Source organism: Streptomyces sp. NPDC052299 (assembly GCF_040679335.1).
Taxonomy (GTDB): Bacteria; Actinomycetota; Actinomycetes; order Streptomycetales; family Streptomycetaceae; genus Streptomyces.
Map to the genome: position 1 here is coordinate 16,757 of NZ_JBFAUP010000003.1, position 26,358 is coordinate 43,114.

20 protein-coding genes are annotated in these 26,358 nt (G+C 69.0%); 5 read left to right on the forward strand and 15 right to left on the reverse strand.

Going from position 1 to position 26,358, the window contains the following annotated elements; translation table 11 throughout:
* Positions 1-111: 111 nt before the first annotated feature.
* The 5 genes from AB0L33_RS05630 to AB0L33_RS05650 form a co-directional block, all read right to left on the reverse strand.
* Positions 112-1,389, reverse strand: coding sequence for a dipeptide ABC transporter ATP-binding protein (locus AB0L33_RS05630; protein ID WP_365677969.1), 1,278 nt, complete (start codon positions 1,387-1,389; stop codon positions 112-114).
* Positions 1,379-2,356 (reverse strand): ABC transporter ATP-binding protein, encoded by a 978-nt coding sequence (locus AB0L33_RS05635; protein ID WP_365677971.1) that lies wholly within the window; start codon positions 2,354-2,356, stop codon positions 1,379-1,381. Before AB0L33_RS05635 ends, AB0L33_RS05630 begins: the two co-directional genes overlap by 11 nt.
* A 13-nt stretch (positions 2,357-2,369) precedes the next feature.
* The gene (locus AB0L33_RS05640; RefSeq protein ID WP_365677973.1) at positions 2,370-3,344 is read right to left on the reverse strand and encodes an ABC transporter permease; all 975 of its coding nucleotides are present in this window, start codon (positions 3,342-3,344) and stop codon (positions 2,370-2,372) included.
* Positions 3,337-4,260 (reverse strand): ABC transporter permease, encoded by a 924-nt coding sequence (locus AB0L33_RS05645; protein WP_365677975.1) that lies wholly within the window; start codon positions 4,258-4,260, stop codon positions 3,337-3,339. The genes AB0L33_RS05640 and AB0L33_RS05645 overlap by 8 nt, the downstream gene beginning before the upstream one ends.
* 98 nt (positions 4,261-4,358) lie before the next feature.
* On the reverse strand, positions 4,359-5,990 hold the full coding sequence (locus tag AB0L33_RS05650) for an ABC transporter substrate-binding protein (RefSeq protein ID WP_365677977.1): 1,632 nt from the start codon (positions 5,988-5,990) through the stop codon (positions 4,359-4,361).
* A 506-nt stretch (positions 5,991-6,496) separates the two neighbouring features.
* On the opposite strand from AB0L33_RS05650, the gene AB0L33_RS05655 reads away from it, so the two are divergent.
* The 5 genes from AB0L33_RS05655 to AB0L33_RS05675 all read left to right on the forward strand — a co-directional run bounded on the left by AB0L33_RS05655 (position 6,497) and on the right by AB0L33_RS05675 (position 12,615).
* The gene (locus AB0L33_RS05655; protein WP_365677979.1) at positions 6,497-7,525 is read left to right on the forward strand and encodes an ABC transporter permease; all 1,029 of its coding nucleotides are present in this window, start codon (positions 6,497-6,499) and stop codon (positions 7,523-7,525) included.
* A 74-nt stretch (positions 7,526-7,599) separates the two neighbouring features.
* The gene (locus AB0L33_RS05660; RefSeq protein ID WP_365677981.1) at positions 7,600-9,387 is read left to right on the forward strand and encodes an ABC transporter substrate-binding protein; all 1,788 of its coding nucleotides are present in this window, start codon (positions 7,600-7,602) and stop codon (positions 9,385-9,387) included.
* Between the two features lie 86 nt (positions 9,388-9,473).
* Positions 9,474-10,454, forward strand: a complete 981-nt coding sequence (locus AB0L33_RS05665; protein WP_365677983.1) for an ABC transporter permease — start codon at positions 9,474-9,476, stop codon at positions 10,452-10,454.
* Positions 10,455-10,465: 11 nt separating this feature from the next.
* Positions 10,466-11,491: an ABC transporter ATP-binding protein gene (locus AB0L33_RS05670; protein WP_365677985.1), complete on the forward strand. Its 1,026-nt coding sequence runs from the start codon at positions 10,466-10,468 to the stop codon at positions 11,489-11,491.
* 26 nt (positions 11,492-11,517) lie between these two features.
* A complete protein-coding gene (locus tag AB0L33_RS05675) occupies positions 11,518-12,615 on the forward strand; it encodes a dipeptide ABC transporter ATP-binding protein (protein WP_365677987.1) in 1,098 nt (365 codons plus the stop codon).
* A gap of 198 nt (positions 12,616-12,813) precedes the next feature.
* On the opposite strand, the gene AB0L33_RS05680 is transcribed toward AB0L33_RS05675, so the two are convergent.
* From AB0L33_RS05680 to AB0L33_RS05725, 10 genes are all read right to left on the reverse strand, one after another.
* Complete coding sequence (locus tag AB0L33_RS05680; RefSeq protein ID WP_365677989.1) at positions 12,814-13,959, reverse strand: dipeptide ABC transporter ATP-binding protein; 1,146 nt, start codon at positions 13,957-13,959, stop codon at positions 12,814-12,816.
* Positions 13,952-15,010, reverse strand: a complete 1,059-nt coding sequence (locus AB0L33_RS05685) for an ABC transporter ATP-binding protein (protein ID WP_365677991.1) — start codon at positions 15,008-15,010, stop codon at positions 13,952-13,954. The genes AB0L33_RS05680 and AB0L33_RS05685 overlap by 8 nt, the downstream gene beginning before the upstream one ends.
* 10 nt (positions 15,011-15,020) lie before the next feature.
* Complete coding sequence (locus tag AB0L33_RS05690) at positions 15,021-15,968, reverse strand: ABC transporter permease (protein WP_365677993.1); 948 nt, start codon at positions 15,966-15,968, stop codon at positions 15,021-15,023.
* Entirely contained in the window at positions 15,961-16,893 is a 933-nt protein-coding gene (locus AB0L33_RS05695; protein WP_365678645.1) for an ABC transporter permease, read from the reverse strand. Before AB0L33_RS05695 ends, AB0L33_RS05690 begins: the two co-directional genes overlap by 8 nt.
* A 165-nt stretch (positions 16,894-17,058) precedes the next feature.
* The gene (locus tag AB0L33_RS05700) at positions 17,059-18,702 is read right to left on the reverse strand and encodes an ABC transporter substrate-binding protein (protein WP_365677995.1); all 1,644 of its coding nucleotides are present in this window, start codon (positions 18,700-18,702) and stop codon (positions 17,059-17,061) included.
* A 461-nt stretch (positions 18,703-19,163) separates the two neighbouring features.
* Positions 19,164-21,071, reverse strand: coding sequence for a translational GTPase TypA (gene typA, locus AB0L33_RS05705; RefSeq protein ID WP_073964160.1), 1,908 nt, complete (start codon positions 21,069-21,071; stop codon positions 19,164-19,166).
* A gap of 210 nt (positions 21,072-21,281) precedes the next feature.
* On the reverse strand, positions 21,282-23,609 hold the full coding sequence (locus tag AB0L33_RS05710; RefSeq protein ID WP_365677998.1) for an ABC transporter family substrate-binding protein: 2,328 nt from the start codon (positions 23,607-23,609) through the stop codon (positions 21,282-21,284).
* Positions 23,610-23,831: 222 nt separating this feature from the next.
* Entirely contained in the window at positions 23,832-24,383 is a 552-nt protein-coding gene (locus AB0L33_RS05715; protein ID WP_365678000.1) for an isochorismatase family protein, read from the reverse strand.
* A gap of 30 nt (positions 24,384-24,413) precedes the next feature.
* Entirely contained in the window at positions 24,414-25,820 is a 1,407-nt protein-coding gene (locus tag AB0L33_RS05720; RefSeq protein ID WP_365678647.1) for an MFS transporter, read from the reverse strand.
* A gap of 11 nt (positions 25,821-25,831) precedes the next feature.
* Complete coding sequence (locus AB0L33_RS05725) at positions 25,832-26,284, reverse strand: MarR family transcriptional regulator (RefSeq protein ID WP_365678002.1); 453 nt, start codon at positions 26,282-26,284, stop codon at positions 25,832-25,834.
* Between the last annotated feature and the right edge of the window lie 74 nt (positions 26,285-26,358).

The following is a 26,358-nucleotide window of genomic DNA, read 5'->3' on the forward strand; positions in this document are numbered from 1 at the left end:
GCCGGGGGGCGTCACACCCCACCGGCCGGTTCCACGGCACCCGCACGGCCGTACGTTGTCGATGATGCCGCGTCCGTATATCGGGGACGTTGCCCGCGTGTTAACGCCGCGTCAGACCGCCCGGCTGCTCCCGGAGGGCGGGGGCGGGCCCTCGTCGCGGTCCGCCGGTCCGGGCCGCTCCCCGGCCTCCGGCGCCTCTGCCGCCTCGGCCGCCCGCTCGGCCGCCTCCCCCTGACCGCCCTCCCCCGGCACCGGGTCGAGGGTGCCCTCCGGCGGGACCACCCGCTTCTCCTCCGCGAAGTGGCAGGCGGAGGGGTGCCGCGCGGGGGTGTCCACGTCCTGGAACGCCTCCGGGACCGCCAGCAACGGCACCTCCAGCTCGCACCGCTTCTGGGCCTTCCAGCAACGGGTGCGGAAGCGGCAGCCGGAGGGCGGGTTGGCGGGCGAGGGCACGTCGCCGTGCAGGATGATCCGCTCGCGGAACTCCCGCGCCGCGGGGTCCGGCACCGGCACGGCGGAGAGCAGCGCCTGCGTGTACGGGTGCGTGGGGTGGTCGTAGATCTCCGCGTCGGTGCCGATCTCCACGAACCGGCCCAGATACATCACGCCGACCCGGTCGGAGATGTGCCGCACGATGGAGAGGTCGTGTGCGATGAAGACGTAGCTCAGGTTGAACTCGGCCTGGAGCCGGTCCAGCAGGTTGACGACCTGTGCCTGGACGGAGACGTCGAGCGCGGAGACCGGTTCGTCGGCGACGATGATCTCCGGGTTGAGCGCGAGGCCGCGGGCGATGCCGATGCGCTGGCGCTGGCCGCCGGAGAACTGGTGCGGATAGCGGTTGATGTACTCCGGGTTGAGCCCGACCACGTCCAGGAGCTCCTGCACCTTGCGGCGCCGGCTGCCCTTCGGGGCGACCTCGGGGTGGATCTCGTACGGCTCCCCGATGATGTCGCCGACCGTCATGCGCGGGTTGAGCGAGGTGTACGGGTCCTGGAACACCATCTGGATGTTGCGGCGCACGGCCTTCAGCGCGCGGCCGGACAGCTTGGTGATGTCCTCGCCCTTGTACCGGATGGCCCCGGCCGTCGGCTTCTCCAGCTGGACGAGCAGCCGGGCGACCGTCGACTTGCCGCAGCCGGACTCCCCCACGACGCCCAGCGTCTCGCCGGCCGCGAGGTCGAAGGTGACCCCGTCGACGGCCTTGACCGCGCCGACCTGCTTCTTGATGAGGATGCCCTGGGTCAGCGGGTAGTGCTTGACGAGGTCGCGCACCTCCAGGATCGGTTCGCCGCCCGCGTACGCGCTCTCCCGGCGCGACTTGGACAGCAGGGTGCGCGCGGTCTCGCCCTCCTCGCGCGCTTCCTTGCGCCCCGAGTGGTCAGCGTGCATCGAGCGTCTCCTTCCAGAAGTGGCAGGCGCTCTTTCGGTGCTCGGCCACGTCGTACAGCGGCGGCACGTCGGTGCGGCAGACGTCCTGGGCCATCGGGCAGCGCGGGTTGAAGGCGCAGCCGGGCGGGATGTGCAGCAGGTTGGGCGGCAGCCCCTTGATCGCGTACAGCTCCTGCCCCTTCTGGTCCAGGCGCGGGATGGAGGCCAGCAGGCCCTTGGTGTACGGATGGGCGGGCGCCTTGTAGATGTCGTGCACGGGCGAGGTCTCCACGATGCGGCCCGCGTACATCACGGCGATCTTGTCGGCGACGTCCGCCACCACGCCGAGGTCGTGGGTGATGAGGATCAGGCCCATGTTCAGTTCGCGCTGGAGCTCCGCGAGGAGGTCCATCACCTGGGCCTGGACGGTGACGTCGAGGGCGGTGGTGGGCTCGTCCGCGATGATCAGGGAGGGCTCCAGGGCGAGCGCCATGGCGATCATGATGCGCTGGCGCATGCCGCCGGAGAACTGGTGCGGATAGTTGCCCACCCGTTCCTTGGCGGCCGGGATGCGGACCCGGTCCATCAGCTCGACGGCCTTGGCCTTCGCGTCCTTGCGGGACATCCCGCGGTGCACGACGTACATCTCGCCGAGCTGCTCGCCGACGGTCAGGACGGGGTTGAGGGAGGACAGCGCGTCCTGGAAGATCATGGCCATCTCCTGGCCGCGGATCTTCCGGCGCTCCTCCTTCTTCATCTTCAGCAGGTCGCGGCCCTTGAACAGGATCTCGCCCTGCGGGATCTTCCCCGGGGGCATGTCGAGGATGCCCATGACCGCCTGTGCGGTGACCGACTTGCCGGAGCCGGATTCGCCGAGCACCGCGAGCGTCTCGCCCTCGGCCACCGAGTAGTTGACCCCGTTGACGGCCTTCACCACCCCGTCCCGGGTGTGGAACTCCACGTGCAGATCGCGCACTTCGAGCAACATGGCAGCGGACTCCTCAGCGCAGCTTGGGGTCGAGGGCGTCGCGCACCGCGTCGCCGAGCATGATGAAGGCCAGCACCGTCACCGCCAGCGCGCCGGCGGGCCAGAGGAGCATGTGCGGGGCGTTGCGGATGTACTGGGACGCGGCGGAGATGTCGATGCCCCAGGAGACGGCGGGCGGCTTCAGGCCGACGCCGAGGAACGACAGGGTGGCCTCCAGCGAGATGTACGTGCCCAGCGCGATGGTCGCGACGACGATGACCGGGGCGACCGCGTTCGGCGCGATGTGGCGCAGCATCATCCGGCCGTTGGACGCGCCGAGGGCCCGGGCGGCCTGGACGTAGTCGTTGTGCTTGGCGGTGATGACGGAGCCGCGGGCGATGCGGGCGATCTGCGGCCAGCCCAGCAGGACGATGAAGCCGATCACCGGCCAGACGGTGGAGCTGGTCACCACGGAGAGGAAGACCAGGCCGCCGAGGACGACGGGGATGCCGAAGAAGATGTCGGTGAGCCGGGACAGGACCGCGTCCCACCAGCCGCCGAAGAACCCCGCGAGGCCGCCGAGGACGCTGCCGATCAGGGCGACGCCGAGGGTGGAGCAGATGCCGACGGTGACGGAGTTGCGGGCGCCGTAGACGACGCGGGTGTAGACGTCGCAGCCCTGTCCGTCGTAGCCGAAGGGATGGCCGGGCTGGGAACCCTGCTGGGCCTTGCCGAGGTCGCAGTCGAGCGGGTCGCCGGAGGCGATGAGCTGCGGCCAGATCGAGATGACCACCAGGAACAGGATGATCAGCGCGGAGATGATGAAGACCGGGTTGCGGCGCAGGTCGCGCCAGGCGTCCGACCACAGGCTCTGCGGTTTGGTGTCCGGCCCGGTCCCCTCGGGCCCGCCGGGGGTCTTCTCCAGGCTGTCGCCCTCCGCGAGCGCGAGGTCCGTGGGCCCGCCGGCTCCGGCGGCCGAGATCGCCTCGTCCGGTGTCTGCTCAGGCATAGCGGATCCTCGGGTCGAGTACGGCGTAGAGGAGGTCGACGATCAGGTTGGCCGCCAGGAAGACCAGCACCAGGACGGTGACGAAGCCGACGACGGTCTGCGAGTTCTGGCGCAGGATGCCCTGGTAGAGCTGGTAGCCGACGCCATGGATGTTGAAGATCCGCTCGGTCACGATCGCCCCGCCCATCAGGGCGCCCACGTCCGTGCCAATGAAGGTGACGACGGGGATCAGCGAGTTGCGCAGCAGGTGGCGGATGACGACGCGGCGCCGGGGCAGCCCCTTGGCGGTCGCGGTGCGGACGTAGTCGGCGCGGGTGTTCTCGGCGATCGAGGTCCGGGTGAGCCGGGTGACGTACGCCAGTGAGACGGAGGCGACCACCAGGCCCGGGATGAGCAGCTCGTTCAGGGGGGCCTCGGGCGAGACGGACGGCTTGATGACGCCCCACTCGACGCCCAGGAGCAGCTGGAGCAGCAGACCGGTGACGAAGGTCGGGATCGAGATCACGACGAGCGTCAGGATGAGGACCGTGGTGTCGACCGGCCGGCCGCGGCGCAGCCCGGTGACGACGCCGAGGCTGATGCCGATGACGATCTCGAAGACGATCGCGACGAGCGTGAGGCGGATGGTGATGGGGAAGGCGGTGCCCATCAGCTCGGTGACCTTCTGCCCGTTGAACGCGGTGCCGAAGTCGCCGGTGAAGACGTTGCCCATGTAGGTGAGGTATTGCTGCCACACCGGCTTGTCGAGGCCGAATTCCGAGCGGAGTTGGGCGGCGGTCGCCGGGTCGCACTGGCGGTCGCCGCAGAGACCCGCGATGGGGTCACCCATCACGTTCACCATCAGGAAGATCAACAGCGTGGTGCCGAAGAAGACCGGGATCATCTGCAGCAGCCGCCGGATCACATAACGTCCCATGAAGGGCTCCGGGGGTCGCGGGGACGGAGGCTCGGGAGTCGGGGGACGGGGAAGCCGGGCGGCCGGTGCGTCACCGCACGGTCGCCCGGCTCCGTCCCTTACTTGACCTTGATCTGCTCGTACACCGGGACGCTGAACTGGTTCAGCGAGACGTTGGTGACGTTCTCCGAGTAGCCGGCGCTGCCGTTCTGGTACCAGAGCGGGATGACGGGCATCTGCTCGACCATGACCTTCTCGGCGTCCTGGAAGGTGGAGACGGCCTTGGCCTTGTCGGACTCGGCGTTGGCCTTGTCCACGAGGTCGTCGAACTGCTTGTTGCTCCACTTGCCGTCGTTGGACGAGGCGTTGGTGTAGTACACGGGCTGCAGGAAGTTCTGGATGAGCGGGTAGTCCATCTGCCAGCCCGCGCGCCAGGCGCCGTGCAGCTTCTGCTGGGAGACCTGGCTGCGGAAGTCGGCGAAGGTGCCGACGGGGGCGCCCACGCACGCCTTGTTGTTGCCCATGACCTTGTTGATGCTGTTGCAGACGGCGTCGACCCACTCCTTGTGCGAGCCGGTGTCACCGTTGTACGAGATCTTGAGCTGGCCGCCGGGGATGCCGCCGCCGTCCTCGATCATCTTCTTCGCCTCTGCGGCGTTGTACGTGCACTCCTTGCCGCAGAGCCCCTTCTTGAAGCCGCCGTCCTCGCCGAGGACCGGGGAGGTCCAGTCGGACGCGGGGGTGCGGGTCTTCTGGAAGATCTGGTCGGTGATCTGCTGGCGGTTGATCGCCATCGACAGGCCCTGGCGGACCTTGACGGCGCCGGCGGTGTCCCAGTTCTTGTCGTAGAAGGGGAAGGCGAGGGTCTGGATGATGCCGGCCGGGGTGTTGATGTAGCGGTCGCCGAGGTCCGACTTGACGTTCTTGAGCTGCGAGGCGGGCACGTCGTCCACGAGGTCGAGGTTGCCGGCCGTCAGGTCGGTGTAGGCGGTGTTGTTGTCGGTGTAGACCTTGAGGTCGATGCCGCCGTTCTGCGCCTTGTCGTCCCCGGGGTAGTCGTCCCACTTGCGCAGGCTCATCGAGGAGCCCTTGGTGTACTTGTCGATGGTGTACGGGCCGTTGCCGACGGGCTTGGAGAGCCAGCCGGCGTGGTCGGTGTAGAAGGACTTGGGGAGCGGGGCGAAGGCCGGGTAGCCGAGGGTGTCGGGCCACAGCGAGAACTTCTGCGACAGCTTGACCGTGAAGGTCTTGTCGTTCACGACCTTGAGGCCGGACATGGTGGTGGCGCTGGCCTTGCCGGACTCCGGGTGGACCTTGTCGTAGCCGTCGATGTAGCCGAAGAAGTAGGCGTTCTTCTGGTTGTTCTTCAGGAGGGCGCCGTAGTTCCACGCGTCCACGAAGGACTTGGCGGTGATCTTCTCGCCGTTGCTGAAGGTCCAGCCGTCCTTCACCGTGACGGTGAAGTTCTGGTTGTCCTTGGTCTCGATCTTCTCGGCGAGCATGTTGGTGGCCTCACCGGTCTTCGGGTCGTACTTCTTCAGACCCCGGAAGATCATGTCGAGGACCTTGCCGCCCTGCACCTCGTTCGTGTTGGCCGGCTCCAGCGGGTTCTGCGGGTCACCCCAGGACGAGCTGACGATCCCGTCGGCGCCACCTCCACCGCCACCGCTGTCGCCCCCGCCGCAGGCCGTCGCCGCCAGGGCGACGGCCGCCGCACATGCGGCCCACTTGACGTGTGTGGCTCCGCGCATGGAGTGCCTCCTCGTTGTGCTCCGGCTTACGTGAGGTCAAATATCACCTCAGAACGGGGCGTATGCATATCTACTCCACCCATTCGGGCACGTCGACGGCCTTCCGGACGTCCGCACCCCCGCCCGGACACCGGATTCCGGACGCGTACACGACACCCTGACGGACCGCACCACCCCCTCTGACGAGCGACGAAGCAATAACGGCGGGGCAACGAACCGGCATCGACCGCATAGCGCCACATCCGGATGTACGAATTCCGAGACAACGCCGCCCGGATATCGGACTCAATGCCCGGATTGAATTGAATTGCAGGTCAATATCCCCAGGGGCAGGCAAACGCAGGGTAAAAGACTCGCCAAGCGGGAGTCATGTAAAGGCCAAGGTGCCAAAGAGCGGACCAAGGCGGCTCGACATTCATTGACCCTGCGTGAATTGCGTTGAAAAAGTCCGGGTAGCCCGTGGGTGTGCCCTGCGGAGTCCTTCGACCCTCCGGGCCAGGAGCACCATGACGATTCCAACCTCGAACGCAGCAGCCACCCTTGAGGCGGCGGATGTGACGGCGACCCTTCCGCCGGAGTCCGCCTCGGGCAAGGGGGGTGACGGCCGGTCACCCGGAAAGCTCGCCTGGCGCCGCTTCAAGCGGGACCGCACCGGCGTGATTTCCGCCTATGTGGTCATTTTCTTCTTCGTGGTGGGCATTGCCGCCCCGCTGATCGCGAAATTGTACGGAAAGGACCCGTACACGACGTACGGGCAGAACGACACCAGTCTGCTGGACGACTTCGGTTCCCCGGTCCTTCCCAACGGCGGGATCAGCGGCGACTTCTGGTTCGGCATCGAGCCCGGCCTCGGCCGGGACGTCTTCACCTTCCTGCTCTACGGCATCCGCAACTCCCTGCTCATCGCCGCCGCCACCACGCTGCTCGTCACCGTGATCGGCATCGCGATCGGCGTCACCGCGGGCTACCTCGGGGGCAAGACGGACTACCTGGTCGGCCGGGTCATCGACATCCTGCTGGCCTTCCCCTCCACGCTCTTCTTCATCGCCTTCTGGCCCGTACTGCTCTCGATCCTGGTCGACCCGGAGGAGAACACCCCGGTCTGGCTGACCGTGGTCACCCTCATCTCGGTCATGACCGCCTTCGGCTGGGCCTCCATCGCCCGTCTGCTGCGCGGTGAGGTGCTGGCCCTGCGGGAGCGCGAGTTCGTCGAGGCCGCCAAGGTCACCGGCGCGTCCCCGGCGCGGATCATCTTCAAGGAACTGCTGCCCAACCTCTGGACGCCGATCCTGATCCAGGCCACGCTCGCGCTGCCCGCCTACGTGACGGCGGAGGCGGGTCTCGCCTTCCTCGGCGTCGGGCTGACGTCCCCGACCCCGGACTGGGGCGTGATGATCCAGCGCGGCTCGGACGTCTACCAGAGCGACATCACCTTCATGCTCTTCCCCGGCGCGTCGATGGTGATCTTCGTGATCGCCTTCAACCTCCTCGGCGACTCCGTGCGCGACGCGCTGGACCCCAAGACCAAGCGCTGAATCCGCCGTACTCCGGACGGGCGACGGGGCCCACCCGGATCCACCGTTTCTCCACTCGACCAGAGCAGGAAGCCATGTCTCTCTCCCGCAGAAACTTCGTCATCGCCACGTCGGTCGCGGCCGGCAGCACGATGGTGCTCTCCGCCTGCAGCAGCGGCAGCTCCACCGCCGGCAAGGGCGACAAGAGCAAGGGCCACGGCGGCGCCGACAAGTACACCGGCTCGGTCGTCGTCGGCACCAAGGAGGACTCCACGGGCGCCGCTCCGGAGATCCCCGGCGCCAAGAAGGGCGGGACGATCCGCGGCATCGCGCCGGACGACTTCTCGCACCTGGACCCGCAGCGCATCTACTTCTCGTGGAACTCCGCCGTCGGTGACCTCTTCATCCGCTGCCTGACCGGCTACAAGATCGCCTCCGACGGCTCGATGAAGCTCGTCGGCGACCTCGCCACCGACCCCGGCACCACCAAGGACGGCGGCAAGACCTGGGAGTTCACGCTCAAGGACGGCCTCAAGTGGGAGGACGGCAAGGAGCTGACGGTCGAGGACGTGCGCCACGGCATCGAGCGCGGCTTCGCCAGCTTCACCACCGAGGGCGCCGGCTACGCCCAGCAGGCGCTCACCGGCAGCACCGACTTCCGCGGCAAGTACAAGGGTCCGTTCAGCGGCAAGCACCTCGACTCGGTCGTCACGGACGCCGCCAAGAAGACCATCACCTTCAAGCTGGCCGAGGCCCGCCCGGACTTCAACTTCACCCTGGCGATGACCTCCTACGGCGCCGTCCCGGTCAAGGGCGACAGCAAGGACAAGTACGACAAGGACCCGGTGTCCTGCGGCCCGTACCGCATCAAGTCGCACTCCGTCGACAAGTCGATGACCCTGGTCCGCAACGAGCACTGGGACCCGAACACCGACGCGATCCGCAACGCGTACCCGGACCAGTTCGTCTACGAGTTCGGCCCCGAGGGTCTCCAGGCCGCCGACCGCCTGATCGCCGACTCCGGCGACGACCAGTACGCCGTCATGGCGTACAGCGGCGTCCCGGCCGAGCGCATCCAGAAGGTCCTCACCGACGCCGAGCTGAAGAAGCGCACCTTCAACGGTCTGCTCACCGGCATCTACTACTACGCGATCAACACCAAGCGCATCACCGACCTGAAGGTGCGCCAGGCCCTGATCCACGCGTGGCCGCTGGAGCAGATCCGCAAGATCTACGGTGGCCCGTCGGCCGGTGACTACGCGACCTCGATCCTGAGCCCCGACATCATGGGCTACGCCAAGGACGACGTCTACGGCAAGCTGAAGAAGCCGCAGGGCGACCCGGAGAAGGCGAAGGCGCTGCTGAAGGAGGCGGGCAAGGAGGGTCAGAAGATCGTCTACGCCTTCCCGCAGGGCAACACCTACGACAAGACCAAGGTCGTCATCGAGAACGCCCTCAAGGCGGCCGGCTTCGAGCCCGTCCTCAAGCCGCTGGAGTCCACCAGCTACTACGACGGCGTCCAGAAGATCGACAACAAGTTCGACGTGATGTGGTTCGGCTGGTCCCCGGACTGGCCGACCGGCTACACGCTGATCCAGCCGCTGTTCGACGGCGGCACCATCGCGGACGGCGCGAACAACATCTCGCAGCTCAACGTCGACTGGGTCAACGAGGCCATCAAGAAGAACGTCACCATCGCGGACCCGGCCGAGGCCGGCAAGGCGTGGGCCGCGCTCGACAAGCGGATCATGACGGAGGAGGCGCCGATCATCCCCGAGACGTTCCAGCGCCGCTTCTACCTGTACGGCTCCAAGGTCGGCGGCGCCATGTTCCACCCGCTGTGGTCCTCGGCCGTGTTCTACAAGCTCTTCGTGAAGGCCTAGCCGACACCCCCCGAGGCGGGGCGCCCACGCGGCGCCCCGCCCGCTCCCCTCCCCCTCGTCGGCGTCTGCCAGGGAAATCCATCGCCATGTTCCGCTTCCTCCTCCGCCGGGCAATCGGCGCACTGGTCATCCTGCTGATCATCAGTGCCATCACCTTCGTCCTCTTCTACGTCGCGCCCCGCGACCCCGCCCGCGCGGCCTGCGGCAAGATCTGCACGCCGGAGACGCTGGCGCTGGTCAAGCAGAACCTCGGCATCGCCGACCCGCTGCCCGTGCAGTACTGGCACTGGCTGGAAGGCGTGTTCGTCGGACGCGACTACAGCTCGTTCGGCCACTGCCCCGCCCCGTGCCTGGGCTACTCGTTCCGCAACAGCGAGCCGGTCTTCAGCACCATCCAGGACCGCTTCCCGACGACGCTCTCCCTCTCCGCCGGCGCCGCGGTCGTCTTCGTGCTCTTCGGTGTGGGCACCGGCATGCTGGCCGCCGTGAAGCAGGGCAAGGCGCTGGACAAGATCGCCTCCTCGGCGTCCCTGATCTTCTCCTCGATGCAGATCTACATCGTCGGCGTGGTCGCCATGTACTACCTCTGCGACCAGCTGCACATCCTCAGCCGCCCCAAGGACGTCCCGTTCACCCAGGACCCGGCCGGCTGGTTCTCCGGGCTGCTGCTGCCCTGGCTGGTGCTGGCGCTGATCTTCACCGCCAACTACACGCGTATGACCCGCTCCCAGATGGTCGAGTCGATGAGCGAGGACTACGTCCGCACCGCCCGGGCCAAGGGCCTGTCCCGGCGCACCGTGTTCTTCCGGTTCGCGTGGCGCGGCGCGATGGGCCCGATCGTCACCATCTTCGGTCTCGACATCGGCCTGCTGCTCGGCGGCGCGATCATCACCGAGAAGGTCTTCGGTCTGCACGGCATCGGCGCCCTGTCGATCAAGGCGGTCTACGACAACGACCTCCCGATGATCCTGGGTGTCGTCCTGGTCGCGGCGGCGGCGATCGTCTTCTTCAACATCGTCGTGGACGCCGTCTACGCCCTCATCGACCCGCGCGTGCGCCTCGCCTAGGGAGAGACCCCATGAGCACCCCCTTCCTCTCCGTACGCGATCTGCGCGTGCACTTCTCCAGCGAAGACGGCCTGGTCAAGGCCGTCGACGGGCTCTCCTTCGACCTGGAGCGCGGCAAGACCCTCGGCATCGTCGGCGAGTCCGGCTCCGGCAAGTCCGTCACCAACCTGGCCATCCTCGGACTGCACCACCCCGACCACACCGAGATCGAGGGCGAGATCCTGCTCGACGGCCAGGACCTGCTGTCCGCGTCCGAGCGGGAGCTGGAGCGGCTGCGCGGCAACAAGATGTCCATGGTCTTCCAGGACGCCCTGGCCTCCCTGTCGCCGTACCACACGATCGGCAAGCAGATCGGCGAGACGTTCCGGAAGCACACCGGCGCCTCCAAGCAGGAGGCCCGGGCACGGGCGATCGAGATGCTCACCAAGGTGGGCATCCCGCAGCCGAACCTGCGCGTGGACGACTACCCGCACCAGTTCTCCGGCGGTATGCGCCAGCGCGCGATGATCGCCATGTCGCTGGTCTGCGACCCCGCGCTGCTGATCGCGGACGAGCCGACGACCGCGCTGGACGTCACCGTGCAGGCCCAGATCATGGACCTGCTCAAGGACCTCCAGCAGGAGTTCGGCACCTCGATCATCTTCATCACCCACGACCTCGGGGTCATCGCCGACATCGCGGACGACGTCCTCGTGATGTACGGCGGGCGCTGTGTGGAGCGGGGTACGAAGAAGGAGGTGCTGCGCACGCCGCAGCACCCGTACACCTGGGGCCTGCTGGGCTCGATGCCGAGCCTCGAAGGCCCGGTGGACGTGCCGCTGTCGCCGATCCCCGGCACCCCGCCGAGCCTCCTCAACCCGCCGAGCGGCTGCCGCTTCCACCCGCGGTGCTCCTTCACCGAGCAGGTCGGCGGCGACCGCTGCTCGGCCCAGCAGCCTCCGCTGGACCTGGTGTCCGGGCGCGGGGCGGCCTGCCACCTGACCCCGGAGCAGCGCGTGGAGTTCTTCACCGACTTCGCCGGCACCCGGGCCAACTGACGTACAAGAGACGGGACTTTCCCACCATGAGCAGCACCGATCCCCTCCTGGACGTCTCCGGACTCACCAAGCACTTCCCGATCAAGGGCGGCTTCCCGATCCGGCGGACCGTCGGGGCCGTCCAGGCCGTGGACGGACTGGACTTCACCGTCGCCGAGGGCGAGAGCCTGGGCCTGGTCGGTGAGTCCGGCTGCGGCAAGTCGACCACGGGCCGGCTGGTCACCCGGCTGCTCGAGCCGACCGCGGGCCGGATCGCCTACCGCGGGCAGGACATCACGCACGCCACCCGCAAGCAGCTGGCGCCGGTCCGCTCCGAGATCCAGATGATCTTCCAGGACCCGTACGCCTCGCTGAACCCGCGCCAGACGGTCGGCAAGATCGTGTCGGCGCCGATGGAGGTCAACGGCATCGAGCCGCCCGGCGGCCGCGAGGCCCGGGTGCGGGAGCTGCTGGAGACCGTCGGGCTCAACCCGGAGCACTACAACCGCTTCCCGCACGAGTTCTCCGGCGGCCAGCGTCAGCGCATCGGGGTCGCCCGCGCGCTGGCCCTGGAACCGAAGCTGATCGTGGCGGACGAGCCGGTCTCCGCGCTGGACGTGTCGATCCAGGCGCAGGTGGTCAACCTGCTGCAGAAGCTCCAGAAGGAGCTGGGGATCGCCTTCCTGTTCATCGCCCACGACCTGGCGGTCGTACGGCACTTCTCCCAGCGCGTCGCCGTGATGTACCTCGGCCGGATCGTGGAGATCGCGGACCGCGACGACCTGTACGGGAATCCCCGCCACCCCTACACGCGGGCGCTGCTCTCCGCCGTGCCCGAGGCCACCGCGGACGACACGCCGGCCCGTGAGCGCATCCGGCTCACCGGCGACGTCCCGTCCCCCGTGAACCCGCCCTCGGGCTGCCGCTTCCGCACCCGCTGCTGGAAGGCGACGGACAAGTGCGCGAGCGAGACGCCCCCGCTGGTGCGGATCTCCGGCAGCCGTGAGGGCCACCTGACGGCCTGCCACTACCCGGAGGACTCCCAGTCGGTGGCCGCCGTCCCGCAGGCCCGCCAGGCGGACGCCAAGCCCGCCAAGAGCCTGGAGAAGGACGGCGGGTCCGAAGACCGCGAGGCGCGAGGCTGACACCCCTCGCCTCGGCCCCGGGGCCGTACGCCCGGCGCGGGACCCGACCGGTCCACGCCCGCCGTACGGCTCCGGCCGGGGGAACCGAGCCCGCATCGGCCCACTGACCCGAGCACCCTGCGAGCCCGGTTCCCGGTACACGGGAAAGGCGCCCCGGAACCGATCGGTTCCGGGGCGCCTTTCGTCGCGCGCGGCGGGTTACGAGGCCGCGTGCACCACGTCCTTCTCCTCCGCGAAGTGGCAGGCCGACTCGTGGGCGGCCGGCGTCTTCGAGGCCTTGAAGCGCTCGGGGACCGCGAGGAGCGGCACCTCGGTGGCGCACTTGTCCTGGGCCTTCCAGCAGCGGGTGCGGAAGCGGCAGCCCGAGGGCGGGTTGGCCGGGGAGGGGACGTCACCGGAGAGGATGATCCGCTCGCGGCCCTCACGGGCCTCCGGGTCCGGGACCGGAACGGCCGACAGCAGCGCCTGGGTGTAGGGGTGCGTCGGGTGGTCGTAGATCTGGACGTCCGTACCGATCTCGGCCATCTTGCCGAGGTACATGACGCCGACCCGGTCCGAGATGTGCCGGACGATCGACAGGTCGTGCGCGATGAAGAGGTAGGACAGGTTGAACTCGTCCTGGAGCTTCTCCATCAGGTTGACGACCTGCGCCTGCACCGACACGTCGAGCGCGGAGACCGGCTCGTCGCAGATGATGATCTCCGGGTTGAGCGCGAGGCCGCGGGCGATGCCGATGCGCTGGCGCTGACCGCCGGAGAACTGGTGCGGGTAGCGGTTGATGTACTCCGGGTTGAGGCCGACGACGTCCAGGAGCTCCTGGACCCTGCGCCGCCGGTCGCCCTTGGGGGCCACCTCGGGGTGGATCTCGTACGTCTCGCCGATGATGTCGCCCACCGTCATGCGGGGGTTGAGCGAGGTGTACGGGTCCTGGAACACCATCTGGATGTTGCGGCGCACGGCCTTCAGCGCGCGGCCGGACAGCTTGGTGATGTCCTGGCCCTTGTAGAAGACCTCGCCGGCGGTGGCCCGCTCCAGCGACATCAGCAGCTTGGCGACGGTGGACTTGCCGCAGCCGGACTCGCCCACGATGCCCAGCGTCTCGCCCGCGTACAGGTCGAACGAGATGCCGTCGACGGCCTTGACCGCGCCGACCTGCTTCTGGAAGAGGATGCCCTGCGTCAGCGGGAAGTGCTTGACGAGGTTGCGCACCTGGAGGATCGGCTCCCCCTGCGACACGGGCGCGTCGATGGCGGCTACGGCCTCCGCCTCGGTCGCCGCGTCGACGGTCTCCACCTCGGAGACGTTGGGGGTGGCGTCCACGGACTCCTTCGAGATGTCAGCCATGGATCGTCTCCTTCCAGAAGTGACAGGCGCTGCGGCGGCCGGCCAGCTCGGTGCCGTCCTGCTCGGTCACCGGCTGGAGGGCCGGGATGTCCGAACGGCAGATGTCCTGGGCCATGGTGCAGCGCGGGTTGAACGCGCAGCCCGACGGCACGTGCAGCAGGTTGGGCGGCAGGCCCTTGATCGCGAAGAGCTCCTGGCCCTTCTGGTCCAGGCGCGGGATCGAGGCCAGCAGACCCTTGGTGTACGGGTGCGCGGGGCGCTTGTAGATCTCGTGCACCGGGGCGGTCTCGACGATCCGGCCCGCGTACATCACGGCGATCTTGTCGGCGACGTCCGCGACGACACCCAGGTCGTGGGTGATCAGGATCAGGCCCATGTTGTACTCGCGCTGGAGCTCCGCGAGCAGGTCCATCACCTGGGCCTGGACGGTCACGTCGAGCGCGGTGGTCGGCTCGTCCGCGATGATCAGGTCCGGCTCCAGGGCGAGCGCCATCGCGATCATGATGCGCTGGCGCATGCCGCCGGAGAACTGGTGCGGGTAGTCCGAGACCCGGGCCGCGGCGGCCGGGATCTTCACCTGGTCCATCAGCTCGATGGCCTTGGCGCGGGCTTCCTTCTTGGACAGGCCCTGGTGGACCCGGAACATCTCGCCGAGCTGGTAGCCGACGGTGAGGACCGGGTTCAGCGAGGACAGCGCGTCCTGGAAGATCATGGCGATCTTCTGGCCGCGGATCTTCCGGCGCTCCTCGTTGGACATCTTGAGCATGTCCTGGCCGCGGAAGAGGATCTCGCCCTTGGGAATCCTGCCGGGCGGCATGTCGAGGATGCCCATGATGGCCTGCGCCGTCACGGACTTGCCGGAACCGGACTCACCGAGGACGGCCAGGGTCTCACCGGCGTCCACGCTGTAGTTGACCCCGTTGACCGCCTTGGCCACACCGTCGCGGGTGTGGAACTCCACGTGCAGGTCACGGACTTCGAGCAGGGGACCGACGTGGTCGTCACCCCGGCGTGCGGACGGGACTTCGGCGGTCTTGTTGATGGTGGCCACGTTCGCCCTCCTATCGCGACTTCGGATCGAAGGCGTTGCGGACGGCTTCGCCGAGCATGATGAACGCCAGAACGGTGATGCTGAGCATGATCGACGGGTAGATCAGGATGTGCTGCGCCACCCGGATCTGGCTCGAACCGGTCGAGATGTCGATGCCCCACGAGATGGTCGGGTCGGCGAGACCGAGGCCCAGGTACGACAGGGTCGCCTCGGCCGAGATGTACACGCCCAGCGAGATGGTGGCGACGACGATCACCGGCGCCATCACGTTCGGCAGGATGTGCCGGAACATGATCCGGCTGGTGCTCGCGCCGAGCGCCCGCGCCGCTTGTACGTAGTCGGACGCCTTGGCGGTGATCACCGCGCCGCGCATGACACGGGCGATCTGGGTCCAGCCGAGGAACGCCAGGGCGAGGACGACGACCCAGACCTTGCGCTCGCTGAAGGACTGGAGCACGACCATCGCGCCGAGCAGGAAGGGCAGGCCCAGGAAGATGTTGGTGAAGCCGGAGAGGACCGCGTCCACCCAGCCGCCGAAGAATCCGGACAGCATGCCGATGAGGCCGCCGAACAGGGTCACCAGCACGGTGACGCACACGCCGACGGTGATCGAGGCGCGGGTGCCGTAGATGACGCGGGCGTAGACGCTGCGGCCCTGCCCGTCGTATCCGAGCCAGCCCTCCGAGCCGATCTTGCCCAGCTCGGGCTTCTTCAGGAAGTGCTTCCCGAGGTCCGCGTGGGTCGCCGAGGCCCCGGTGAACAGGCCGGGGAAGACGGCTATCACCAGGAGGATGACGATGAGGACGGACGACACCAGGAAGTACGGGTTGCGGCGCAGATCGGCCCAGGCGTCGCCCCAGAGGCTGCGCGCCTTGGCGGCCTTCGCCACGGAGGTCGGGTCCGTGACGGGACCGTGGACGTCCTCGGGCGCGGGTGCGGTCTTGGTCACGTCAGGCATAACGGATCCTCGGGTCCAGGACCGCGTACAGCAGGTCGACGATCAGGGTCATGAACAGGTAGACGAGCACCAGGATGGTGACGAGGCCCACCAGGGTGGTCCCTTCACGCCGGGTGATCGACTCGAAGATGGTGCCGCCGACGCCCTTGACGTTGAAGACGGACTCGGTGACGACCGCACCGCCCATCAGGGCGCCGAGGTCGGTGCCCAGGAACGTGACGACGGGGATCATCGAGTTGCGCATGAGGTGCACACCGATGATGCGGCGCTTCGGAAGCCCCTTGGCAACGGCCGTGCGCATGTAGTCGGACCGCAGGTTCTCGGCCATCGTCGTACGGGTCAGCCGGGCCACGTACGCGAGGGAGAGCGAGCCGAGCACGATGGCCGGGGTCAGCAGTTCGCTCCAGGTCGCCTCGTTCGAGACGTTGGGCGAGATGACCCCCAACTGGTCGGCGAAGACGGACTTCACGATGTGCGCCAGCACGAAGACGGGGATCGAGATGATCAGCAGCGTCAGGATGAGGACCACGTTGTCGGCCAGCCGGCCGGCACGCAGACCCGCGACCATGCCCAGGCCGATGCCGAGGATGATCTCGATGACGAAGGCCATGCCCGCAAGGCGCAGCGTGACCGGGAAGGCGTCGCCGAGCACGTCGGTGACGGGGCGCCCGCTGGCTATCTGGGTGCCGAAGTCCGCATGAAGGATCATGCCCTTCATGTAGTCCCAGTACTGCACCAGAATCGGCTGGTCCAGTCCGAGCTTGTGCCGCATCGCTTCCAGAGTGGCCGGGTCGGCCCCCTTGTCCCCGAAGAGCCCGCGCACGGGGTCGCCGGGCAGCGTGTAGACCATCAGGAAGATCAGCAGCGTTGTCCCGAGGAAGACCGGGATCATCTGGAGCAGTCGTCGTGCGACATAGCGCCCCATCATGCCTCCATGTAATAGGCGGCGGCAGCCGACGGGCCCTCCCCCGCTCCGACTGCCCCTGAGGGTGGGTCGGTTGCGTGGAAGGGCCCCCCGGCCACTGCGTGCGGCAGGCGCGGGACCGTTCTTCAGGGGTCCCGCACGTGCGCGCGGACTACGTCGGTGTGATTACTTCTTGACTTCGATCTGCGTCAGGATCGGGTCGCCGTCCTGGGCGTAGTCGACGTTCTGGACCTTCTCCGAGTAGCCGGCGTTGACCTTGTAGTACCAGAGCGGGATGGAGGGCATGTAGTTCACCAGCTCCTTCTCGATCTTCTGGTACGCGGCGACGGAGTCCTCGAGGGAGGCGGCGGAGTCGGCCTTCTTGATCTCCGCGTCCAGGCCCTTGTTCGAGAAGTCGCCCTGGTTGCCCGCGGCGCCGGTACGGAACAGGTCCGAGATGAAGTTGGCGTTCACCGGGTAGTCGAGCACCCAGCCGGAGCGGTACAGGGACTTGACCTGCTTGTCGTCACGCGCGTTGGTGTCGGCCTGGAAGTCGGCCTTCGAGTCACCGGTGCACTTGACGCCGGTCGACTGCGTGATGCTGTTGCAGACCGCCTCGACCCATTCCTTGTGGCCGCCGTCGGCGTTGAACTGGATCGAGATCTTGTTGCCCGGGACGCCGCCGCCGTCCTTGATGAGCTGCTTGGCCTTGGCGGGGTCGTACTTGGTGACGTCGCCGGTGGCGTTCGGCTGGTAGCCGAGCACGCCCTTGGCGACCCAGCCGGTGGCGGGCTCGCGGGTGCCCTGGAGCACGGTCTTGGTGATCGTGTCGCGGTCGATGCCCATCGACAGGCCCTGGAGGACCTTCGGGTCGATGTTCTTCCACTGGTCGGTGTAGAACGCGACGGCGATCGTCTGGATGGCGGAGTACGCCTTGTCCACGGCGCGGTCACCGAGGTCGGACCGGTAGACCGGGAGGTCCTTCGGGCCGATCTGGCGGAGCACGTCGACGTTGCCGGACTTCAGGTCCTCGTAGGCGGTCTCGAGGGTGGTGTAGTTCTTGAAGATCACACCGCCGTTCTTCGCCTTGTCGAGACCCTTGTAGTCGTCGTTGCGGACGACCTTGATCTGCTTCTTGTGGTCCCAGCTGACGAACTTGTACGCGCCGTTGCCGACCGGCTTCTCACCGGCGGCCTTCGGGTCCGCGTAGAAGGACTCGGGCAGCGGCGAGAAGACCGTGTAACCGAGCTTGTACGCGAAGTACGGCAGCGGGGCGTTGAGCTCGATGGTGAACGTGTAGTCGTCCACCTTCTTCAGACCGGACATGGTGTCCGACTTCGGCTTGGCCTTCGCGTCCTCCGGGTGGACGTCCGCGAAGCCCTTGATGTCGCCGAACCAGGACGCGTTGGTCTGGTTGTTCTTGATGTTGGCGGCCCAGTTCCAGGCCTTGATGTAGGACTCGGCCGTGACGGGGGTGCCGTCGTGGAACTTCCAGTCCTTCTTGAGCTTGACCGTCCAGAGCTTCGAGTCCTTGGTGTCCACGGACTCGGCGTTGATCATCTCAAGCTTGCCGGACGGGTCGTAGTCCACCAGCTGCGAGAAGATCGCGTCGGTGACGATGCTGCCGTTCGACTCCATCGTGTTCGCCGGCTGCAGCGGGTTCTGCGGCTCGCCGACCTCGACGGAGAAGATGCCGTCCGGGTTCACAGCGCCCTTGGCGGCGGGCTTGCTGCCCTTGTCGCCGTCGTCGTCGCCGCCACCACAGGCAGTCGCAGCCAGGGCGATGATGGCCGCTCCCGCGACCCACTTGGCGCTCTTGGCACCACGCATGGGTTTCCTCCTCATGAGTCCACTTTTGACTACAAGAAGGGCACTGGGTTGATACACCGACACCCCTGACGGTGATCGTTTCAGTGCCCTTAGTGTGCTCGTGAGTCGGCGCACTCCCCACAGTGCGTGACCCATTGACCCGAGCTCAATGGAGCCAACTATTAAGTACGACTGGGCCGTAAACCACACTTAAAGGGTCTCGGTTTGACAACATCCGGCCGTCACGAGGATCAAAATCCGGACAAACTGATCCCAGACAGACACCCCCGAAACGGACTGTTAACACATGTTTCGGAGAGCAACCTCCGATAATCGGACGTTTCTGTCTCACATGCTGGTCGGGCAAGCCTAAAACCGGTTGACCATGGCTCAGGGCCCCCACAGTGTCTGTGAGGGCCCTGGGCTACGGCAATGCCTGGAGCTGACGGATCGTCGGCCGGAAATCGCCTGCCGGCGCCGGCTCAGCCGTGCTTGGCGCGCGAGGCGGTGCGGCTGCGCTCCTTCTGGTCGAGGACGACCTTGCGGATGCGGACGGCCTCCGGAGTCACCTCGACGCACTCGTCGTCGCGGCAGAACTCCAGCGACTGCTCCAGCGAGAGCTTGCGCGGCGGGACGATCGCCTCGAAGGAGTCGGCCGACGAGGACCGCATGTTCGTGAGCTTCTTCTCCTTGGTGATGTTCACGTCCATGTCGTCGGAGCGCGAGTTCTCGCCGACGATCATGCCCTCGTACACCTCGGTGCCGGGGTCGGTGAAGAGCACGCCGCGCTCCTGGAGGTTCGTCATCGCGAAGGCGGTGACGGCACCGGCGCGGTCGGCGACCAGCGAGCCGTTGTTACGGGTCGTCAGGGTGCCGAACCACGGCTCGTGGCCCTCGTGGATGGAGTGCGCGATGCCCGTGCCGCGGGTGTTGGTCAGGAACTCCGTACGGAAGCCGATGAGGCCGCGCGACGGGACGACGAACTCCATGCGGACCCAGCCGGAGCCGTGGTTCGACATGTTGTCCATGCGGCCCTTGCGGACGCCCATGAGCTGCGTGACGGCGCCCATGTGCTCCTCGGGCACGTCGATCGTCATGCGCTCGACGGGCTCGTACGTCTTGCCCTCGACGTCCTTGGTGACCACCTGGGGCTTGCCGATGGTCATCTCGAAGCCCTCGCGGCGCATCTGCTCGACCAGGATGGCCAGCGCCAGCTCACCGCGGCCCTGCACCTCCCAGGCGTCGGGGCGCTCGGTGTCCAGGACGCGCAGCGACACGTTGCCGATGAGCTCGCGGTCCAGGCGGTCCTTGACCTGGCGGGCGGTGACCTTGCGGTCCTTGACCGCGGCCTTGGCGTCCGCGCCCTTGCCGGTGCCGCCCCGGCCGACGAGCGGCGAGGTGTTGGTGCCGATCGTCATGGAGATCGCGGGCTCGTCCACCGTGATCAGGGGCAGCGCGACCGGGTTCTCCGGGTCGGCGAGCGTCTCGCCGATCATGATCTCCGGGATGCCGGCGACGGCGCAGATGTCACCGGGGCCGGCCACCTCGGCGGGCTTGCGGGTGAGCGCCTCGGTCATCATCAGCTCGGTGATGCGCACGTTCTGGATCGAGCCGTCGCGCTTGATCCAGGCGACCGTCTGGCCCTTGCGCAGCTCGCCCTGCTCGACGCGGAGGAGCGCGATGCGGCCGAGGAAGTTGTCGGCGTCGAGGTTGGTGACGTGGGCCTGGAGCGGCGCGCCCTCCTCGTACGTCGGGGCCGGGACGTGCTCCAGGATCGCGGAGAAGAACGGCTCCAGGTTGGTGGAGTCCGCCGGGACCGTGCCGTCCTCCGGCTTGGTCAGCGAGGCGATGCCGTCACGGCCGCACGCGTAGACGATCGGGAACTCGATCTGCTCCTCGTCCGCGTCCAGGTCGAGGAAGAGGTCGTAGGTCTCGTTGACGACCTCGTCGATCCGGGAGTCGGGGCGGTCCGTCTTGTTGATGCACAGGATGACGGGCAGGCGCTGCTGGAGCGCCTTGCGCAGCACGAAGCGCGTCTGCGGGAGCGGGCCCTCGGAGGCGTCGACCAGGAGCACGACCGCGTCCACCATCGACAGGCCGCGCTCGACCTCGCCGCCGAAGTCGGCGTGGCCGGGGGTGTCGATGATGTTGATGGTGATGACGTCGCCGCCATCCTTGGGGTGGTACTTCACGGCCGTGTTCTTGGCCAGGATCGTGATGCCCTTCTCACGCTCCAGGTCGTTCGAGTCCATCATGCGGTCGTCGAGCGACTCGGCGGCGTGCGCGGCGAACGAGCCGGCCTGCTTGAGCATGGCATCGACGATGGTCGTCTTGCCGTGGTCGACGTGGGCGACGATGGCGACGTTACGGATGTCGTGGCGCGTGGGCATGGTGTGGCTTGCGCTTCTCTCGGATCGGGGATTCAGGCGCCTGGGTCGGTCTTGAGTCCTCGTACGCCCGCCGGGCGGACGCGCCACGGCTAGTCCCATGGTACGGGGCGGCCACGACTGCGGCCTCCCCGGCAAGTTCCGGGCCGGTGGAGGGCACGGCTCTGCCCGCCGGCGGACCGGCGGGCAGAGGGGTGGCGAGCTGCTTCCGGGCTACTTCCCCGAGCGGGCCGGGGCGCCCGCGGCCTGCGGGGCCTTGTAGCCGATGTCCTGGTAGTGCGGGACCCCGAGGCCGAAGGCGCCGACGTTCACGAGTTGCCTGCTGGTGGCGACGAGCTGGGGGCGCTGGAAGAGGGGGATCGATCCCGCGGCGGCCCAGATGCGGGCGTCCGCCTTGCGCATGAGGTCCTGGGCGGCCTTCTCGTCCAGCTCCGACGCCGCCTGGTCGAAGAGCTGGTCGATGTGGTCCGTGCCGACGCGGGTGTAGTTCTGCTCCACGAGCAGCGAGCCGTCGGACGCGGGCAGCGGCTTGGCGAAGATCGGGCGGTCGTCGGTGGCCGGGTAGGCGGTGGCGGGCCAGGAGTACAGGGCCATGTCGTAGTCGCCGGAGGCCACGTGGTCGCGGAAGTAGCTGTCGTCGGAGACCTTGGTGATCTCGGTGCGGATGCCGATCGTGTCGAGCATCGCGGCGATCTTCTCGCCGACGCTGCGCAGACCGGCCGAGCCGGGCCCGGACGGCAGGACGAAGCGCAGGCTCAGCGGCTTGCCGTTCTTGCCGAGCGGACCGCGCGCGGTGTCGGCCGCCCCGGCCGGCGCGGCGGTCCCCGCGGGCGCGTAGGCCCCGGCGGCGCCTCCGGGCTGCCGGTCCTGCGCGCGGACCGCGTCCCGGGCGTCCTCCGAGGTGCCCGTGGAGCCGAGGTGCCCGGCCTGCCGCAGCAGGGCGACGCTCTGCGCGGCGGCGTCGGGGGCCGGGGCGAGGACGTGGGTCCCGCCGGGCTTGTCGTCGCCGACGATGTAGAGGCCGTCGTCGGCGGCGGGCTCGCCCGCGGCCCGGTCCCCCTTGCCGTCGTCCGCGTCCTTGCCGGCGCTCCCCTTCTTCTCGTCGGCCTTCGTGTCGGCGTCCTTCGTCTTCTCGCCCTCGCTGCCGGCCTTGGTGCCGTCGCTCCGGCTCAGCGCGCCCTCGCGCGTCCAGCCCGCGTCGGCGAGCAGCGCCTGCGCCTGCTCGGTGTCCTGCTTGCCGAGCGCGTCGCTGCCGTCCCGGTACGCGGGCTGCCCGGCGACGGCGAGATGGCTGCCGAGCGGCTGCGCGGGCAGTCCGAGGGGCTTGAGCACGGTGTCGGCCAGCTCCTGGCGGTCCAGGGCGCGGGCCACGGCCCGGCGCACCCGGTCGTCGGCGAGCGGTCCGGTCTCGCCGTTCAGCGCGAGCTGGGTGTAGGCGGGCTCCAGGGACTTGCGGACCACGTAGGCGCGCAGCCCGCTCTGCTCGGTGGCGTACGCGTCGGCGGCCCTGGCCTTGTCGTCCCGGGCCTCCTGCTCCTCCTCGGCCGCCTCCTCGTCGGTGCCGTGCGCCACGGCCCAGGAACGCAGGGCGTCCGCCGGGCTCTGCGCGGCGCCGGGGCCGTGGGCGGGCGGTGCCCCGGCCGTGCCCTCGCGGGCCGCCTGGGCGATGCGGTGGGCGGTGGTGGAGTCGATGTCGGCGATGTCGACGGCGCCCTCGGCCAGCGCGTCGGTGCGGTCCTCCGGCTTGACGGCCTTGAAGACCAGCGAGTCCAGCTTGGCGCGGCCGCCCCACCAGCGCGGGTCGCGGGTCAGCGTGACGGAACCGGCCTTCTTGTCCACCTCGCGCAGCCGGAACGGCCCGGCCGTCGCCTTGAGGGTGGTGCGCGCGCCGTCGTTGAAGGCGTCCGGGGAGCCCGTCACCTGCTTCGGGTAGAGGGGCGAGAACAGCGAGCGCCAGTCCGCGTACGGCTTGGCGAAGGTGACCTTGACCTCCAGGTCGTCGTGGCCCCGCTCGATCTTCTCGATGCGTTCGTACCCGGCGTTGCGGGCGGTCCAGAACGCGGAGTCCTTGCCGCTGAGCGCCCGCCACTGGGCGACGAAGTCCGGGGCGCCGATGCCCCGGCCGTCGCTCCAGACGGCCTGCTGGTTGAGCCGGTAGACGACGACCTGGCGGGGCTCGGTCTCGGTCACCTTCGCGGATTCGAGGTAGTCCGGGTTGAGCTGCGGCCGGCCCTGGGCGTCGAGCGGGAAGAGCGTCGGGAGCAGTGCGCCGGTGATCCGGGTGGTGGCGCTGTCGGCGTCCGCCTGGAAGGCGTTGAAGGTGGCGGGGAGCGCGTCGATCGCCCAGGTGACCTGGCCCCCGTCGGCGACCTGGGCGCGGGCGGCGCGGGCCACGTCCTGCGGTACGGCGGCGACGTGCGCGTTCTCCTCGCCGCCCGAGCTGCATCCGGCCAGTACGGGGAGGGTGAGGACGCCTGCGGTGAGGAGGGCGGGGATGCGCCTCTTTCGGGCCGTCCCGCGCGGGACGCCGACGTGGGACATGGCTGATACCTCCGGGGACGGCCCGGCCCGCACCGGGAATGGGCCTGATTGAGCGTTTTTGGTGGCATTTGCAGTTGATCACACTGGTTCCGCCCCTCCACTGAAAACGCCCTCGCGCGGGAACGCCGTGCCGACACGGCGCGTACGCCCCGAAGCCCACCCGTACGGCGGAGCGCCGCGGCCCGGGTGGGGACCGCGGCGCTCCGGCCGGTGGGGTTCCGGTCAGCCGAGGAGCTTGACGATCTCGTCGGTCGTGCCGGTCTCCCCGAGGCGCGGGAAGATCCGCTGGAGGCTGTTGTCGTGGGCCTCGCCGCTCATGTCGGTCATCGCGTCCGTGGCCAGGGTGACGTGGTAGCCGTGCTCGTGCGCGGAGCGGGCGGTGGACTCGACGCCGATGCTGGTCGCGATGCCGGCCACCACGACCTGGGTGACGCCCCGGCGGCGCAGCTGGAGATCGAGGTCGGTGCCGTAGAAGGCGCCCCACTGCTGCTTGGTGACGATGATGTCGCCCTCGCGCGGGCCCATCTCGGGGACGATCTCGGCCCAGTCGGCCGCGGGCTGCCCGGACCGGGCGGGGCCCTCGGTGCGGCCGGGGGCGCCGCCGGTGACGCGGACGAGGACCACGGGCAGGCCCTTGGCCCGGAAGGCGTCGGCGAGGGTCGCGGCGTTCGCGACGACACCGGCGGAGGGGTGGGCGGTGGGCAGGGCGGTGATGCCCTTCTGGAGGTCGACGACGATCAGGGCGGTGTTCGGGTCGAGAACGGTGGCGGTCATGGTGGTGCTCCTTGGTGGCGCTTGGGGGGATCAGGTACGCCCGCGCAGGGCGCGGTCGGTGACGGTGAGGACGATGAGCAGGACGCCCAGGACGGCGGCGACGGCGGCCATCAGGTGCAGCCCCCGGTCTCCGGCCGACTGTCCGTAGGCCAGCGCGATGAGGCTGGAGGCGGTGATCGCCCCGATGTACTGGGCGGTGCGCTGGAGGCCGGCGGCCGAGCCGACGGAGGCGGGCGGCGCGTACGCCTGCACGGCCGCCTGGTTGCTGGTGCCGATGAGCCCCTGCGGGATGCCGAAGCAGGCACCGGCGAGCAGCAGGACGGCGACCGGTGCGTCGCCGGACAGCAGGAAGAGCATTCCGGCTCCGGCGGTGAGCAGGACGCAGGCCAGGACGAGCGGGCCCCGGATGCCCCTCGTACGGGCGCCGAGCAGCGAGCACACCAGGGCGGCGACGGACATCGGCAGCATGAGGAGTCCGGTGTGTCCGGAGGAGTAGCCCCGGGCCTCCTCCAGCCACTGCGTGTATCCGTACATCACGCAGTAGATCAGCAGGTAGCTGACGCCGTGCCGGAGGTACGTGCGCGAGAGCGCCCCGTTGCCCGCGAGCATCCGCAGGTCGATGAAGGGGGCGGGGGCCCGGAGCTGCCACCACACCAGGGCCGCGGCGAGCGCGGCGAACGGCGCGAGCAGCCACCACATCGGGTGCGCGAGGTCGAGCAGGAAGAAGACCAGGACGGTGAGCGCGGTCGCGAACAGGCCGATGCCGAGCGGATCGAGCCCCAGCCGGGGCGCCGGGCCGCCGGCCGTGCGGGCGCGGGGCGGGTCGGCGGGAATCCAGAGCAGGGCCGCGCCGAGGGCGATCAGCGCCACGGGCACGTTGACGGCGAAGATCCCGCGCCAGCCGGCCGTCATGACCAGCAGCCCGCCGAGCGTCGGCCCGACCGCCGCACTGCCGAGCGCGGCGAAGGAGAGCCTGGCCAGCACCGGGCGCGGCGTCGGCCGCCCGATCCGGGCCGACTCGTCGCGCAGCACCGCCATGGCGGCCGGGTAGGCGGCCGACGTACCGACGCCGAGCAACAGCCGCGAGACGATCAGCTCGCCGAAGCCCTGCGCGAAGGCGCCGACCAGGCCGGAGGCGACGACCACGACGAGACCGGCGAGGAAGACGCGGCGCGGCCCGAGGACGTCGGCGAGCCGGCCCAGGACGGGCTGGGCGACGGCGCTGGCGAGGTAGAGGACGGAGATCAGCCAGGCGGTGTCGGCGGCGCCGACGGAGAAGTGGTGCCCGATCGCCACCAGCGCGGTGGAGATCATGGTGGTGTTCAGGGGGTTGAGCAGCGAGCCGAGCAGCAGCGGTGCGGTGAGCCGGGCACCGAAGCCGGGCTCGGACGCCACCCGGTCGGGGCCGGCCGCCGCGCGCACCACCCGGGGCAGCACCTCGCGAGCCGTCACGAACCGACCAGGCGTTCGATGAGGGCCGCGGCCTCGGCGACCGTCCGCCGCTCATGGCCGTCCAGCTCGGCGGCGACGGCCTCGGCCAGCCAGTTCCGCTTGGCGGCCCGGACCTGGGCGAGCGTCGTGCGCCCGACTTCCGTGACCGACATGACGGACTTCCGCCCGTCGGCCGGGTCCGGCGCCCGCTCGACCAGCCCCTGCGCCTCCAGCGCGCCCAGGGTCAGCCGCATGGACTGCGGGCGGACGAATTCGGCGCGGGCCAGGTCCGCGGTGGTCGCGGCGCCCCCGTCGTCCAGCCGGGCCAGCACCGAGCGCTGGGTCGGCGTCAGCAGCGACTCCGACGAGGACGAACGCAGCCGCCGCAGCAGCCGGCCGACCACGGAGGCCAGCTGGTTCGCCACCTCTTCGGCCGTGGGGTCGGGGCCCGCCCCGGATGATTGCGTCATACATGCACCGTACGAGAACGACAGGGTGCCTTGCAAGGCACCCTGTCGTTCTCCGCCTCGTGTCGCGACCGTCC